We start from the raw sequence: 15,664 nt of genomic DNA, 5'->3' as shown, positions 1-15,664 counted from the left end.
GGGGCCGGGGAAGGAAGATCAGTCTTTCTTGATGACCTTCTCGAAATAGGGCGCCGGAGCGACCGTCACGCGCACTTCGCGCAGCGTGTTCTTCTCGATGGTCGGGCGGCGCATCTCCTGCTCGCCCCAGATCAGCGTCAGCTCGGTGCCCGGCGTGGCATGTTCGAGGTCGACGATCGACAGCGAGACGAACTCGCCCGCATTAGCCGAGAAGCCCGAATATTGGGCGATGCCGACCGACTTGCCGCCCTTGCGCACATCATCGACATGGAAGGTCGAATAGGTCGCGAGCGGGAAGTTGACGAAGCGCGCGGGCGGATCGGCGTAGAGCGAGTCGTGCATGACCTTCATCAGGTCGTCATGGTTCCAGACGAGCGTCACCTTCTTGCGGCGCTGGTTCGCGACCCGCTCCTTCAGTGCCTCGCAGCCGATATAGTCGTCGCGCTTGGTGTCGATCAGGCCGGTGTAGCCGACCTCCACCGGGTCCATGTAATAATCCTCGATGCGGGTGGAGGCGAGGCTGCCGCCGACCGAGCCGAGAACCTCGATATGCGGGATGGTCAGCCATTCGCGGAACGGCTTCATCGCCTCGCCATGGTAGACCGCCGGCACCGGCAGCGGCATCCACGAGGATTCCAGCGTGCTGGTCGGATAGGCCAGCGAGCCGATCTTGCGCATGCCATATCGGGCGCCGACCTCCTCCAGCGCGTCCATGATCACGGCCTGGTCCTCCCAGGGGCCGAACATCTCGAAGCCCGCGGTGCCCGCCATGCCGTGGCGCAGCGCGCGGACCTTCTTGCCGCGGATCTCGAAGTCACCGATCGCGAAGAAGCCGATCTCGGGCAGGGTGCCGTTCGTCACCTCCTTCATCATCTCCAGCGCCAGCGGGCCCTGAACCTGATAGATGTAGATGCGCGGATCGCCGGGCCGGAAGGTGACCGTCTCGTCGCGGTCGATCTCCACGTCGAAGCCGCCGGTCTCGGCATGGAACTGGGTCCAGTCGGAGATGACCGGCGGGCCGACCACGCGGAAATAATCCTGCTCCAGATGGAAGACGATGCCGTCGCCGATCAGATAGCCGTCGGGGCTCGACGCGATCAGCTGCTTGCCGCGGTTGACGGGAAAGGTGACCATCTTGGTCAGGCCGACCTTCTGCAGCACCTTCAGCGCGTCGGGACCGCGCAGGTAGAGGTCGGTCATGTGATAGGACAGGTTGAGCAGCGCGACGCTCTCCTTCCAGGCGCGCTGCTCGTCACGCCAGTTGGTATATTCGGGCGCCACCACGGGAAAGACATAGGGACCGGTCTGCGAACCGCGCAGCAGCTGCACCGGGCCGCCGACAGCCCCCATCGCCTCTTCCAGATTCCGATATTTCATCAATGGGCTCTTCATGGCATCTCTTTCCTAGAAATATTGCGCGCGAAAAGTGGAGCCATGGCTAGATCCCACTCAGATACTTTCGCCGCCGTGGCACTTTCCTTCACCCCGACAACATGTTCATCGATCGAAGACATGATTTCGGAGAACCGAAGCCGGATGACTTCTTGCGATCTTGAATAATTGCCGCCCGGGACCATGGGTAGAAGGCGGCACGGATTCCGCGAATCCGGCTTCCGGATGAGAAGGGGGCCGCGCGCATGAAAAAGCCCCGCGGTGCCGGGCACCGCGGGGCCGATCCCCACCGAACGCCTGCTCAGGCCGCGTCGCCGTCCATCCGCGCGGCGATCTCGGCGTGGAGATGGAGCAGCGGCACAATGCTCTCCGGCGGACGACGTCCGAGCCCGCATTCGGTGGCGATGCCGAAGCCATCGACATGGTGTCGCGCGGCGGCCACCCGGCGCAGGGCGCCCTCGACACCATCGCGCGCATGGACGAGCCCGAGGTGGACCATCGTGCCGGCCGACCGATCGAGGCGCGCGAGCGGCGCGAAGAAGCCCGGATCGTCGCGGCCGATCGGGACCGGCAGGTGGAACCAGTCGATCCGCCTGCCGACCTGCGCGATCAGCCGGTTCATCACCTCGACCATCAGCGCGCTGTCATCGGGATCCTTGAAATGCTTGTGGTCGGCATCGCCATAGCAGAGATGGAAGCCGAGCCGGACCTCGACCGGCACCCAGGAGGCCAGTTCAACCAGCCGCCCGGTCAGGGACGGAAAATCGCGGACCGGGGCTGGAAACACCCCTTCGAGAACCGCGAATTCCAGCGCGGTATCCCATTGGATCGCCAGCCTGTCGTGCGGAATGGCGGCAAGGATATCCCCCAGCTCGCGCCGCATCGCATCGACATAGAGCGGCTCGATCCGTTCGAAGCTGCCCGGCTCGATGAACGACATCATCGGGGCGAAGGGCGTGGGAAGCGCCACCTGGAACCGGGTCCCCGGCGCCACCCGCCCTTCCCCGGCCAGGCGTTCGAAGCTGCGGTAGGACGCGATGGCGGCGGCGGCATAGCCGAGCGGCGGAAAGCGCCCGTCGCCGCGATGATCGGGCCGCTCCGAATAGAGATCCACCTGGACCGCGCCATAGCCATCGACATGTCGGAGCCGCTCGAGCATCGGCGCACGGTCCATCACCGCCTTCTGCCAGTTGATCCAGTTGGTGCGCTCGCCGGTCTCGCCATCGGGAATGGCCCAGACCCGCGCTCCCAATATCCGGCCGACGGTAGCGAAAACCTCGGCCTCGTCGGCAAGCGGCACACTGCCGACCAGCAATATCGGTGTTCCGCGGCCGCCCGTCATTCGCTCGCCCTCCTCACGGATTATCGTGAGGCGCAGCCTTAGACATGCGCCGGCCCGCCAGGAAATCCGGCGCCCGGATAGCTTTCATCCGCGATGCGGATGCGAAGCGGGCAACTCAGCCGGCCGCTACGGGAATGCCGGTGCGGCTCCGTACCAGTTCCAGATCGACGCCATCGGCAAGCTGCTGCGCGATCAGTCTTTCGCCGGCACGATCGAGCAGGAAGCGGCCATATTCCGAGACGATCGCGTCGACCACGCCGGTACCCGTCAGCGGCAGGCTGCACCGTGGCACGATCTTCGGGCCGCCGGCCTTGTCGCAATGGTTCATCACCACCACCACCCGCTTGACTCCCGCGACGAGGTCCATCGCGCCGCCCATGCCCTTGATCATCTTGCCGGGCACCGTCCAGTTGGCGAGATCGCCATTGCCGGCCACCTCCATCGCGCCGAGGATGGCGAGGTCGACATGCCCCCCCCGGATCATCGCGAAGCTGTCGGCCGAGCTGAAGAAGCTCGATGTCGGCAGGGTAGAAACGGTCTGCTTGCCGGCGTTGATCAGGTCGGGATCGACCTCCTCCTCATAGGGGAAGGGCCCGATGCCGAGCATGCCGTTCTCGGATTGCAGCACCACCTCGATACCGTCGGGCACATGGTTCGCCACCAGCGTCGGAATGCCGATGCCGAGATTGACGTAGAAGCCGTCCTGCAGCTCGGTCGCGGCCTGGGCGGCCATCTGTTCGCGGGTCCACGCCATCAGCCCTGCTCCTCCACACGCGGACGCGTGGTCCGGAACTCGATGCGCTTTTCGTAGGAAGGGCCCTGGAACAGCCGGTCGACATAGATGCCGGGGGTGTGGACCTGATCGGGATCGAGCGCGCCGGCGGGGACCAGTTCCTCCACCTCGGCGATGGTGATGCGGCCGGCTGTGGCCATGTTCGGGTTAAAGTTGCGCGCGGTCTTGCGGTAGATCAGATTGCCCTCGGGATCGCCCTTCCAGGCCTTCACGATCGCAAGATCGGCACGCAGCCAGGCTTCCCGGACATAGTCCTGGCCCTCGAACGTCTCGACCGGCTTTCCTTCCGCCACGACGGTGCCCACGCCGGTCTTCGTATAGAAGGCAGGGATGCCCGCGCCCCCGGCGCGGATGCGCTCGGCGAGCGTCCCCTGCGGATTGAGCTCCAGCTCCAGCTTTCCCGCCAGATAGAGTTCGGCGAACAGCCGGTTCTCGCCGATATAGGAGGAGATCATCTTACGGATCTGGCCGTTGTTGAGCAGGGTCCACAGGCCGAAGCCGTCAGCGCCGCAATTGTTCGAGATGATGGTGAGTTCCTTCACGCCGCTGGCCAGCAGCCCGGCAATCAGATGCTCGGGATTTCCCGAAAGCCCGAACCCCCCGGACATGATGGTCATCCCGTCGGACAGGACGCCGGCGAGCGCGGCCCCCGCGTCGCTCACTATCTTGCGCTTCGCCATTTCATCCCTTACTTGACCGATAATCGGACAAAAGATACATTAATCGTACACAGTCGAAAGATCAATCCATGGCCGATGGCGCTGTCGCCGATCCCAATTTCATGCTCTCGCTCGCCCGGGGGCTGGACGTGCTGCGGGCGTTCGAGGGCCGCTCTTCGCTCACAGTGGGCGAGGCGGCGCGGATCAGCGGCCTCAACCGGCCAAGCGCCGGACGCTGCCTGCACACGCTGGTCCAGCTGGAATATGCCCGCGAACGCGGTGGCCAATATGCACTGACGCCCCGGCTGCTGCCGCTCGCCTGCGGCTATCTCACCTCCACCCCGCTGGCGAGCGCCGCCCAGGCGGTCGCCAACGCGCTGCGCGACCGGCTGGAGGAGACGATCTCGGTCGGCACGCTCGACCCGTCCGATCCCGGCCGAATCATCTACATCGCCCGCGCCGAGCGGAACCAGATCATCGCCGCGCCGCTGATGGTGGGCAGCACCCTGCCCAGCCACTGCACATCGATGGGCCGAATCCTGCTCGCGGCGATGGACGAGGACGAGCGCGAGCGCTGGCTGTCCGCGGCGTTGCTGGAGCCCCGTACCGAGCGGACCATCACCAGCCCGGAACGGCTTCGCGCCGAGCTGGCATCGGTCGCGGAGCAGCGCTGGAGCCTCGTCGAGGAGGAACTGGAACCGGGGCTGCGTTCGCTGGCGGTGCCGGTGCGTGACCGCGACGGAACGGTGGTGGCCAGCCTCAACGTCGCGACCTTCTCCCACGCCCACAGCCGCGAGCGGCTGCTCGAAATCCATCTGCCCGATCTGCGCGCGGCCGCCGGCCAGCTCGAACGGGCGATCTGACCTCTCAACCGAAGGATTCCCATCGATGCAACTGCGCCGCGCCGCGATCGTCTCCCCCCTCCGTACCGCAGTGGGCAAGTTCGGCGGCGGCCTCTCGTCGCTCACCGCCGGCGACCTCGGCGGCGTCATCCTCAAGGCGCTGGTCGAACGCAGCGGGATCGATCCCGAGCGGGTCGACGACGTCGTGTTCGGCCATGGCTATCCGGGCGGCGAGGCGCCCGCCATCGGCCGCTGGTCCTGGCTGGCCGCCGGGCTGCCGCAATCGGTGCCCGGCTTCCAGCTCGACCGGCGCTGCGGATCGGGCCTGCAGGCGATCATCGAGGCGGCGATGATGGTGCAGACCGGCGCCGCCGACGTGGTCGTCGCCGGTGGCGCGGAGAGCATGTCGAACGTCGAGCATTATTCGACCGCGATCCGGGGCGGGGCGCGCATGGGCAATGTCGAGCTGCACGACCGGCTGACCCGGGCGCGGCTGATGTCGCAGCCGATCGCGCGCTACGGCGTCATATCCGGCATGATCGAGACCGCCGAGAATCTGGCCCGCGACCATGGCATCAGCCGCGAACAGTGTGACGCCTATGCCGTCCGGTCGCACCAGCGCGCCGCCGCAGCCTGGCGGGAGGGCCGCTTTGCCGATGAGGTGGTGCCGGTGGACGTGCCGGGCAAGCGCGGCGCCGTGACCGTCTTCGACCATGACGAAGGCTATCGCGCCGACGCGTCGCTGGAGAGCCTGGCTGCGCTCCGGCCCATCGAGGGCGGGGTGGTCACCGCCGGCAATGCCAGCCAGCAGAACGACGCCGCCGCCGCCTGCCTGGTGGTCGCCGAGGACCGCCTGGCCGAGCTGGGGCTTGAGCCCGCCGGCTGGTTCCTGGGCTGGGCCGCGGCGGGCTGCGATCCGTCGCGCATGGGGATCGGGCCGGTGCCCGCCGTCGAACGCCTGTTCGCGCGCACCGGGCTCGGCTGGAACGACATCGGCCTGATCGAACTCAACGAGGCCTTCGCCGCGCAGGTGCTGGCCGTCACCATGGGGTGGGGCTGGAGCGCGGAGGACAGCCGCTTCGACCGGCTCAACGTCAACGGCTCGGGCATCTCGCTGGGCCATCCGATCGGCGTGACGGGCGCGCGCATTGCCGCGACCCTGCTGAACGAGATGGGCCGCCGTGGCACCCGCTACGGACTGGAGACGATGTGCATCGGCGGCGGTCAGGGCCTGGCCGCGATCTTCGAACGCTGACGTCCGATGCCGGCCGTGTCCCGGCCCTCTCCGTTCATCCTGCTCGAGGATATCGAGAAGGGCGAGGCCAGCCTGTACGAACGGCCCCGCGACATGATCACCGCGACCAGCGCGGAGGACGTCCACAAGGCGCTCGCCAGAGCCGACGCCGTGGCACGAGCCGGCGGAATCGTGGCGGGCTGGATCGGCTATGAGGCCGGCTATGCCCTGGAGCCCCGGCTGAGGCACTGGCTTGGGGGCAACCAGCCGGGGGATGCACTGCTGCGCCTTTTCGCCTTCGACGGCTGCACCGCCATGCCGGCCGAGACGGTGGACGGCTGGCTTGGTCGCAGGGCGATCGGCCTTGCGCGATTGTCGCCTTTGCGGCCGGCGATCGGCTTCGACAGCTATGCCGCCTCCTTCGGCCGGGTGAAGGAGGCGATCGCGGCCGGCGACATCTATCAGGCCAATCTGACCTTCCGGCTGGAGGGCGGGTGGGAGGGCGACCCGGTGGCGCTCTACCGGGCGATCCGACCCGCGGCCAACGCCCGCTTCGCAGCGCTGATCTTCGACGGCGTCGAATGGCTGCTGAGCTTCTCACCCGAACTGTTCTTCGCGATGCGCGATCGCAACATCGCCGTCCGGCCGATGAAGGGCACCCGCCCGCGCGGCAGCGACGCCCCGAGCGATCGGCGGCTCGCCGAGGCGCTGGCCGCCAGCGTCAAGGACCGCGCCGAAAATCTGATGATCGTCGATCTGATGCGCAACGATCTGGCGCGGATGAGCCTGCCCGGCAGCGTCCGGGTCGACTCGCCCTTCCGGATCGAGACCTATCCCACCCTGTTCCAGATGACGACCGGCATATCCGCCCGGATCGATGGCCCGCCTTCGTTCGAGCGCGCGATCCGGGCGATGTTCCCGTGCGGTTCGATCACCGGCGCCCCCAAGCTGCGCGCGATGGAGATCATCCGCGAGATCGAGCATCGCGGACGCGGCCCCTATTGCGGCGCGATCGGCGCGATCCACGGCGCGACGGGGGCGGACGAGGCCTGGCAATGCCGTTTCAACGTCGCGATCCGCACCCTGCGGCTGCGGCCCGGCGGCCAGGCCGAATATGGGGTGGGCTCGGGAATCGTCGCGGACTCGGTGCTCGAGGAGGAATGGGCGGAATGCCTGCTCAAGTCGGCCTTCATCGACCGGGCCGTCAGGCCTCCTTGGTAGATCGACGGACAGGATGCCGTCTTCGAGATAGTATTGCAGGATAAATCGCCAATATCGGTAGCGCCCGAAGCGCGATCAGGATGCCGCCAGACAGGCACGCGCACCCAATGCCTGGCGGACCCGGCCGCCGACCTGGGCCCCCGGCAGCTCGGCCACCGCGCGGGCGGCATCGACCAGCTTCTGGAGATCGATGCCGGTCTCGACTCCCATATGGTCGAACATCCAGATCAGATCCTCGGTCGCGACATTGCCGGTCGCGCCGGGGGCGAAGGGGCAGCCGCCCAGCCCCGCCACCGCCGCATCGAATATCCGGATGCCGACGTCCCAGGCCGCCAGCACATTGGCGGCACCCAGTCCATAGGTGTCATGGCCGTGGAAGGCCCAGGCCCGCACCTGGGGGAAGCGATCCGCCGCGGCGGCGAACAGACCGCGCACCTGCGCCGGATCGGCATGGCCGGTGGTGTCGCACAGCGCGATCTCGACATCGGCGCTCGCCGCCACCAGCGGCTCGAGCAGGGCCAGCACCGCGTCGCGATCTATCCGGCCGACATGCGGGCAATCGAAGGAGGTGGCGAGGTTCAGCCGCATGCTCGCGTCCGCCGGCATCATCGCCACCATCTGTGTGTAATCCGCCACCGATTCCATCGGCGTCCGGCGAACATTGCCCATATTGTGCCGCTCGCTGACCGACAGCACCGCACTCAGATGCCGCGCCCCCGCTGCCAGCGCGCGTTCGGCATGGCGCGCCGTCGGCACCAGCACCTGCGAATCCAGCGTCGGCATCCGCGCCACCGCCGCGACGATCGCGGGCGCGTCGGCCAGCTGCGGCAGGGCGCTGGCGCTGACGAAGGAGGTAGTCTCCATCCGCCGGATGCCGGCGGCGTGCAATTGTTCGATCAGGGCGATCTTGGTGGGCGTCGGGATCAGCGGGCCGATCGACTGGAAGCCGTCGCGCGGCCCGACTTCGACGATCTCGACCTGAGCGGCTCCGCTCACAGCACGCCTTCCTGTTCGAGAGCTTCGATCGCCTCGCGCTCCAGCCCCAGCAATTCGCTCAGAACCTCGTGATTATGTTCGCCCAGATCGGGCCCGGTCCAGCGCACCTCGCCCGGTGATTCCGGGATGTGCGGCACCATGCCCGCCTGCAGCACCGTGCCGAAATACTTGTCGGGCACCTCGCGCACCATACCCCGCGCGCGATATTGCGGATCGGCGGCGCAATCAGCGGCGGTATAGGCCTTGCTGTTGGGGATATCGGCGGCGTCGAGCAGCGCGACCAGATCGGCCGCGTCATGTTGGCGGCTCCACTCGCCTATCAGCGCATCAAGATGGGCTACGTTCGCGACCCGCTCGGGATTGCTGGCATAGCCCGGCGCGCCGATCAGCTCGGCATGGCCGATCAATGCCATCAGCTTGGCAAACAGCGGCTCCGAATTGGCGGCGATCAGCACCCATTGCCCGTCGGCACTGGGATAGGCGTTGGTCGGCGCCGCGGTGGCGATGCCGCCGCCGGTCTATCTTACCCAGCGCGCCATATTCGGGCAGCATGCCCTCCATCATGCTCAGCATGCTTTCGGTCAGCGCCACGTCGATGGTCCTCGCCTGACCGTCTCCTTTCGCGCGATCGCGCTGCCACAGCGCCGCCATGACCCCGAAGGCGGCATAGAGGCCGGCGATCGAATCGCCGATGCTGATGCCCACCCGCACCGGTGGCAGATCGACGGTGCCGGGCACATGGTTGGTCAGGTAGCGCAAGCCACCGATCGCCTCGCCGATCACCCCGAAGGCGGCGCGCTCGGCCCCCGGCCCGTCCTGGCCATAGCCGGAGATGTGCGCGACGATCAGGTCCGGCCGCGCCCGGCGCAGCACATCGGGGCCCAGCCCCATCTTCCTGAGCTGGCCCGGCCGGAAATTCTCGACCACCACATCGCATTGCGCGACCAGATCGAGCAGCAACGCCCGCCCCTTTTTCGATTTCAGATCCAGCGTGATGCTGCGCTTGTTGCGGGCATGCATCGACCACCAGAGCGAGCGGCCATCGACCATCTCGCCCCAGCTACGGGCGGGATCGCCGCCGCGCGGTTCGATCTTGATCACGTCCGCCCCCAGATCCGCCAGCAGCCGGGTGCAAAAGGGCGCCGCCACGAAATGGCCGATTTCGAGTATGCGAAGGCCGGCCAGGACCGGCGAAGGGCGTTGCGAGGACATCCGATCTCCCAGTCCCGGAAATCGCGGCAAGACGGCAATGGGCCCGAGCCTTGTCCCCGATGTGGCGCCGCCCAGCCCCTGTGGTCCATGCCGTTTCCAGCAAGCCTGGGTTGCGACAGCCGCTATCCCCCGGTCAGATGATCGAGAAAGGCACGCGCCGCGGCCGGAAGCTGCTCGCGGTCACGCACGCAGATCACGAGCCGACGCGCCGCCCACGGCTCGCTCAGCCGCCGGATCGCCAGACCGCGTTGCGCAGCGACACGCGCGGCGACGGCGGCGGGCAGAATGCCGATGCCTATCCCGGCTGCGACCATTTCGACCACGCCGTCGAACGTGCTCACCCGCGCCCGTTCGTCGAGCGTCCGACCCAGCAAGGCGGCCTGGCCCCGGAAAAGGGTGAGCAGCGCACTGCCCGGAGTCATTCCGACGAAACCGTAATCGAGCAGCTCGCCGAAACTCAGGGCCGCCTGGCCGCCCAGCCTATGATTCGCGGGCATCACCACCACGAGTTCGTCGGTCTTCCAGGGGAAGACGGCCAGCCGTTCGGTATCGACCGTTCCGGAGACGAAGCCGATATCGCAGTCGCCAAGCTGGACGGCATGGACGATCTCCCTGCTGGTCGCCTCATCGACGACGAGTTCGATCCCCTCATGGCTTTCGGTGAAGCTCGACATCGCCTCGGGCAAGGCTCCGGTGATTGCGGTGAGGTGGGCGCGCACGCGCACCACGCCTTTTTCGCCGTCGCGGATCGCGCGAAAATCTTCGACCAGCTGATCGATCAGGCCGAACAGGCTGCGTAACCGGGCAAGGTTCGCCAGGGCGGCATCGGTGGCGCTGACACCGCGATCATGCCGATGGAGCAGCCTGATACCGATCCGCGCCTCGAGATCGGAGATGCGCCGGCTGACCGCGGACAGCGAGAAACCCTCGCGCGCCGCAACGCGCGCCAGATTCCCCTCTTCGATCGCGCTGAGCAGCAGGCGCAGCGAGGCGAGATCGAAGTTACGCAGGAAGCCGGCGGTGAGATTCCGACTGGGCTCGGGCGGGGTCGAGGTCATCCGCGTCCTCTCGTCAAGCCATAGGAAACGATATGCCCCCGATAGCGCCCATCGGGCGGCCAGGCCAGCGCGACCATTAGTTCACGGATGTTCGCCCGATAAGAGCGCCGGATATCGCCTCGCAGCCACAGCGAAAACCATCAGCAGCAAATTCTTCGGGAGGCGCCGTTCTGCTTCCGTGGGATCGCTCCCGGCCCAGGAGGACTTCATCGCCCCGGTCGAAGTGTTCGAGGGAGAGAATTCGGACAAGCGGCCATCCGTGGCCGCGTTTGACTTTCTGTCGCACCTTGGCGAATAGTCTGCTCCAGATATAATGGCTGCTTCCACTATCATAACATTGTAAAAATCCGGCACCGGCAAGACACCGCGGACGGTGTCCTTCGAACGTGCCGACTTGTCACGATCGATGATCGATGAACCCGGATTACCTACACCGCCCAGGAGAATCGCCCATGTCCGATGTCGACAATATCGTGGGCCAGATCACGCGTGACGATATCGACCGGGCGCGCTCGCTGCTGCGCGACGTGGCGATCCGCACGCCGCTGGTGCCGGTCAGTGCCGCGAACGGACGAGCGGCGTTGGCGAAGGCGGAGAATATCCAGCCATATGGCTCGTTCAAGATTCGCTGCGGCAGCTATGCCGTTCTCAGCGTACCCGATGAATGCCTTGACCGGGGGCTGTACACTGCCAGCGCCGGCAATTTCGGGCAGGGGGTGGCCGCGGCGGCGGCGCGACGCGGGGTGCCGACCCGAGTCTACGCGCCCGACAATGCCGCGCGAACCAAGATCGGAATGATGCGCAGCCTCGGAGCGGAGGTCATCGAGGTGTCCTTCTCGCGCTGGTGGGAAATCCTTAGTGGCGAGATCCCCGAGGGCGAGACGGCCCATATGGTCCATCCCTGCCGCGGCCGCGAGGTTCTGATCGGCAACGCCACGATCGGTGCGGAGATCATCGAGGACGCCCCGGACATCGACGCCATCCTCGTTCCTTTCGGCGGTGGGGGGCTGGTTCTCGGCATCGCTGCTGCCATTCGCCTCCTGGCGCCGCACATCGAGCTGATCGCCTGCGAAGCATCCTCATCCACGCCCTTTACCAGTGCCCTGGCCGCCGGAAAGCCGGTCGCGGTCGAGAGCGATCCCGACAGCTTCATCGACGGAATCGGCGGGGCCATGGTGCTGCCATCGGCTTGGCCGCTGCTGCGCGAATATGTCGCAGGCACGGCCGTCGTCGACGACGAGCAGGCCGCCGCCGTCGTCGCCATGATGTTTCGCAAACACCGGCTCATCGTCGAAGGCGCCGGTGCCGTCCCAATCGCCTGCGCGCTGACGAAGCCCGATTTCGCCAATCGCAAGGTCGCCGCGATCATGAGCGGTGGCAATATCGACGAGCAGGTTCTGACCGATATCCTGCGGCGGCACTCCTAGAGCGGAATAGCAAATAACCGGCCAGGTTAGACGCCCACTTCGACTTCCGGATTTTCGATATCGACTATCACGGCGGGAAGATCCTGCCGATATTTTCAGATCTTCGAACCTGGATCGGACAGGCAAAACTACGGTTCAGCGCGCGGACTGTCTGCTACCACGGGCAGCAGAATGGAGCTTGCCTGGCCTTTCAGGCGAAATACACGCTGTTCGGCCCGCCGAAAATCGCCCGGCTTGGCGAAGAAGATATTGTCGACATAGCGTTGCGGGTTGCGGTCGTAGAGCGGGAACCAACTCGACTGGATCTGCACCATTATCCGGTGTCCCGGCAGAAAGACGTGATTGGCGCTGGGCAGGTCGAAGCGGTAGCGGAGCGGAACATTGCTTGTAAGCGGCCGCGGTTGCGCGAAGCTCTCGCGATACCGCCCCCGAAATATCTCCATGGAGACCCCAAGCTGGTAACCGCCCAATTGTGGCTGATCAGGCACTTCATCGGGAAAGACGTCGATGAGTTTGACGACCCAATCCGAATCGGTTCCGCTTGTCGATGCCCACAGGTCCACAGCCGGGGTGCCACTGATGCGCAGCGGTTCCGTCAGGACGGGTGTGACATAGGTCAGGACGTCGGGGCGATCCGCAACGCTGCGCTGATCGCTGACCAGCCAGGGCGCCCAGACATCACTGTCGGATGCGCGCGACGGCCGTGGAATGAAGGGAACGGGCTTCGCAGGATCGGAGATGTAGCTGTCGAAACCGCCATCCCCCGTCTTCGCTGACGGCTCATCGAAAGACAGGCCAAAGGCCGGCTGCAAATAAAGCGGGCGCAAGGGTGCGGCGCAGCCGGATTGACAGGCGAGCGGCCAGCGGTTGAACCGCTCCCACCGGTTGTCTCCGCTGTTATAGAGGGTCACCGGAGAGATCGTCGCGGCGGACGTATCGTTCTTCAGATATCTATCGAAAAACGGCTTGAGGATGTCGCGCCTGAACTGGAGGGCGGTATCGCCTTCCCAATTGAAAGGCCCCAGTGTGCGGCCCTCGCCAGTCGACTGGCTGTGCCGCCAGGGGCCGATCACGAGGTAGTTGCGGTCATTTGCCTCGTCTTGTTGTTCGAGCGCGGCCCAGGCGTGGATCGCCCCATATATATCCTCCTGGTCCCAGAAGCCGGCCGTCCACAAAGTCGGCACCGACAAGGGCTGCCGGCCGAGAATCTTGTCGAGCGCTTGTTCCGACCAGAAGCGATCATAAGCGGGATGGCTCGATAGCGTCTTCCAATAGGGCAGCTGCGCGATACCCGTATGGTCGGCCCAACCCGACGCGGAACCCGCCCGCAGATATGCCTCATACTCGTCCCAACGTCCTCGAACCGTCGATGGCCCCGTGCCTTTGGCGGCCGTGCCAAAAGGCAAATAGCCCAGCGTGGGCTGGCGAAAGGCCCCGTTGTGAAACCAGTCGTCGCCCATCCAGCCGTCGATCATCGGGTGTAACGGCGCGGCGACCTTCAGCGCCGGGTGCGGCGCGACAAGCGCCATCGCCGTCGTGAACCCGTCGTAGGATGATCCCATCATTCCGACCCGCCCGTTGCTCTCGGGTACATGGTGGATGAGCCACTCGATCGTATCCCAGGCGTCCGTCGACTCGTCGGTGATCGTATCGTTCAGCGCGCCGCGCAAAGGACGGGTAACCTTGAAATCACCTTGTGATCCATATTTTCCGCGTATGTCCTGATAGACCCGAATATAGCCATCATCGGTGAACAGCTGATCGCCGCGCGGCAGGACCATGGCGCGTCGCGGCGAGGCATTGCGCGAGGTCCGGCTGTCTGCCCCGTACGGGGTCCGCGTGAGCAGGATCGGCGCGTCGCGTCCGCCTTTGGGAATGATCAGGACGGTGTGCAAGCGGACACCATCCCGCATCGGGATTTCGACAGTGCGTCGTTCGAAATCGAAGGCCCCGGTCGGCTGGACCAGCGTTCCGATGTCCGATGTCGAGGAAGGATCGGCCGATTGTGCCCGGCCAACACCGAAGATCAGGGCGGCAATGAACAGCAGAAGCGGGACGGTTCTTGCCGCGATGTCCAGTCGCCGAAGCTGCCGGCCGCTCATGATCGGCGCGCTCCACGCTTCTTGAAAAACAGATAGGCCAGGCCAATCGCCAGCCAGCCGATCATGAGCAGATAGGGCCGGATGTCACTGGAAAGGCCGAGCGCCGCGATGACTATCGCGGTTGCCATGCCTGCGATCCCGAGCCATCGAACCGTCCAGGCGGGGAACTTCAACCGCGCGCGCGCCACGATGTCGGGGCGGCGGGTGGCAACGATGAAAGCCGCAGCGCACGATCCGAAATACTTCGCCATCGTCGGAACGCTTATCGCGAGCAGCAGAAAGATCAGCGCTTCCGGCAACAGCAGACAAGCCAGCGACATCGCAAAGGCCGCGATGATCGCGATATGCGGCGTGGCGAAGCGCGGATGAATCCTGGCCAGGGCGGAAGGCAATTCGCCCTCCACTGCCATGGCGTAGAGAAATCGCGAATATACGAGAAATACCGCATTCATCGATTTGAAAAGGGCCACCGTCGCCGCGACCACAACAAGCGGGACGGCCCATCCACCGAGCATCTGCCTGGCGGCGTCGAGCAAGGGAGCTGAGCTTTCAGCGAGCCCGACGGGCCCGAGAACGCTGAGCGTGGTAAATGCGATCAGCCCATAGACGGCGGTGGTCAGCAGAAGCGCCAATGCCAGACCCAACGGAATATTGCGCTCCGGGCGATGTACCTCCCCACCTATTTCGGTCGCCGTCTCAATACTGAGGAACAACTGGATCATCAAAGGTATAGGCGCCAGCACCGGCAACCAGCCCGATATCACAGCTTCGACAAGCAGATGTGGCTGCATATGGCGCGTACCAACCGCCGCATATATGGCGAAAAGCAGCAGCAGCGCGATCATCAAGATGGTTTGTGCGCGCGCGGCGACCTTGACGCCCACATAGTTTATGGCGAAGACCAGAAGCAGTGCAGCAATGATCGCCGGCGTACGCGGCACGGGTATCGCCACGATCAGATAATCGAGCAGGATGCGCCCCAGCAGAGCCATTACCACGGCGTTGCTGAGCACGCGCAGCCACACTACGCCAAAGGCGAATACCGGATGGACAAAGCGCCTTTGCCATTCGAACGACGCGGCCGTCATCGGCACCGCAGATGAAAGATAGCCGTAGACGAGCGCGAAGATTCCCATCGGAATTGCTGCGATCAACAGCGAAACCAGCATGCTCGCGCCACCAACCTGCGCGGCTGGACCGAGGACCGTGAAAATAGCCGCACCGATGGCCGAACCGGCGCCCAACATGACGACGTCGACCAGCGAGACACCGCGGTCCAGATCCTGGTTTACCGAAGACGTCATTACCATGCACCACCAGAAAGCCAGAGAGATCGGGATGTATCCAGAGAATATTTGGGCGTTGGATAGTGGTCCATAATCAGAG

12 protein-coding genes and 1 pseudogene are annotated in these 15,664 nt (G+C 65.5%); 4 read left to right on the top strand and 9 right to left on the bottom strand.

Annotation, left to right across the window (positions count from 1 at the left end; genetic code table 11):
* Window positions 1-18: 18 nt before the first annotated feature.
* The 4 genes from CMV14_RS03765 to CMV14_RS03750 all read right to left on the bottom strand — a co-directional run bounded on the left by CMV14_RS03765 (window position 19) and on the right by CMV14_RS03750 (window position 4,207).
* Window positions 19-1,392 (bottom strand): aminomethyltransferase family protein, encoded by a 1,374-nt coding sequence (locus CMV14_RS03765; RefSeq protein ID WP_066959619.1) that lies wholly within the window; start codon window positions 1,390-1,392, stop codon window positions 19-21.
* A 301-nt stretch (window positions 1,393-1,693) separates the two neighbouring features.
* Window positions 1,694-2,734, bottom strand: coding sequence for a hypothetical protein (locus CMV14_RS03760; protein WP_066959621.1), 1,041 nt, complete (start codon window positions 2,732-2,734; stop codon window positions 1,694-1,696).
* Between the two features lie 115 nt (window positions 2,735-2,849).
* Entirely contained in the window at window positions 2,850-3,488 is a 639-nt protein-coding gene (locus tag CMV14_RS03755) for a 3-oxoacid CoA-transferase subunit B (RefSeq protein WP_066959623.1), read from the bottom strand.
* Window positions 3,488-4,207, bottom strand: coding sequence for a CoA transferase subunit A (locus tag CMV14_RS03750; RefSeq protein ID WP_096367669.1), 720 nt, complete (start codon window positions 4,205-4,207; stop codon window positions 3,488-3,490). The genes CMV14_RS03755 and CMV14_RS03750 overlap by 1 nt, the downstream gene beginning before the upstream one ends.
* A 68-nt stretch (window positions 4,208-4,275) precedes the next feature.
* On the opposite strand from CMV14_RS03750, the gene CMV14_RS03745 reads away from it, so the two are divergent.
* Genes CMV14_RS03745 through pabB form a run of 3 tightly spaced genes read left to right on the top strand, consistent with a single transcriptional unit; the run spans window position 4,276 to window position 7,483 of the window.
* Entirely contained in the window at window positions 4,276-5,049 is a 774-nt protein-coding gene (locus CMV14_RS03745; protein ID WP_066959625.1) for an IclR family transcriptional regulator domain-containing protein, read from the top strand.
* Between the two features lie 25 nt (window positions 5,050-5,074).
* Window positions 5,075-6,283: an acetyl-CoA C-acetyltransferase gene (locus CMV14_RS03740; RefSeq protein WP_066959627.1), complete on the top strand. Its 1,209-nt coding sequence runs from the start codon at window positions 5,075-5,077 to the stop codon at window positions 6,281-6,283.
* 6 nt (window positions 6,284-6,289) lie between these two features.
* The gene (gene pabB, locus CMV14_RS03735) at window positions 6,290-7,483 is read left to right on the top strand and encodes an aminodeoxychorismate synthase component I (RefSeq protein WP_066959630.1); all 1,194 of its coding nucleotides are present in this window, start codon (window positions 6,290-6,292) and stop codon (window positions 7,481-7,483) included.
* A gap of 75 nt (window positions 7,484-7,558) precedes the next feature.
* Here the strand turns inward: pabB and CMV14_RS03730 are convergent, their stop codons facing one another.
* The 3 genes and pseudogenes from CMV14_RS03730 to CMV14_RS03720 form a co-directional block, all read right to left on the bottom strand.
* Window positions 7,559-8,479, bottom strand: a complete 921-nt coding sequence (locus CMV14_RS03730) for a hydroxymethylglutaryl-CoA lyase (protein ID WP_066959632.1) — start codon at window positions 8,477-8,479, stop codon at window positions 7,559-7,561.
* Window positions 8,476-9,691, bottom strand: a pseudogene (locus CMV14_RS03725) (CaiB/BaiF CoA transferase family protein). The gene CMV14_RS03730 and the pseudogene CMV14_RS03725 overlap by 4 nt, the downstream one beginning before the upstream one ends.
* Before the next feature lie 122 nt (window positions 9,692-9,813).
* Complete coding sequence (locus tag CMV14_RS03720) at window positions 9,814-10,749, bottom strand: LysR family transcriptional regulator (protein WP_066959634.1); 936 nt, start codon at window positions 10,747-10,749, stop codon at window positions 9,814-9,816.
* A 452-nt stretch (window positions 10,750-11,201) separates the two neighbouring features.
* On the opposite strand from CMV14_RS03720, the gene CMV14_RS03715 reads away from it, so the two are divergent.
* Window positions 11,202-12,176: a threonine ammonia-lyase gene (locus CMV14_RS03715; RefSeq protein ID WP_066959636.1), complete on the top strand. Its 975-nt coding sequence runs from the start codon at window positions 11,202-11,204 to the stop codon at window positions 12,174-12,176.
* Between the two features lie 128 nt (window positions 12,177-12,304).
* On the opposite strand, the gene CMV14_RS03710 is transcribed toward CMV14_RS03715, so the two are convergent.
* Window positions 12,305-14,278 carry a CocE/NonD family hydrolase gene (locus tag CMV14_RS03710; RefSeq protein WP_066959637.1) on the bottom strand — a complete coding sequence of 658 codons (1,974 nt, stop codon included), beginning with the start codon at window positions 14,276-14,278 and terminating at the stop codon, window positions 12,305-12,307.
* Window positions 14,275-15,582, bottom strand: coding sequence for an APC family permease (locus CMV14_RS03705; protein WP_176488996.1), 1,308 nt, complete (start codon window positions 15,580-15,582; stop codon window positions 14,275-14,277). Before CMV14_RS03705 ends, CMV14_RS03710 begins: the two co-directional genes overlap by 4 nt.
* Between the last annotated feature and the right edge of the window lie 82 nt (window positions 15,583-15,664).

The organism is Rhizorhabdus dicambivorans (genome assembly GCF_002355275.1).
GTDB lineage: Bacteria > Pseudomonadota > Alphaproteobacteria > Sphingomonadales > Sphingomonadaceae > Rhizorhabdus > Rhizorhabdus dicambivorans.
Note: the sequence above shows the minus strand (reverse complement) of the source record. Positions and strands in the feature narration are given on the sequence as shown.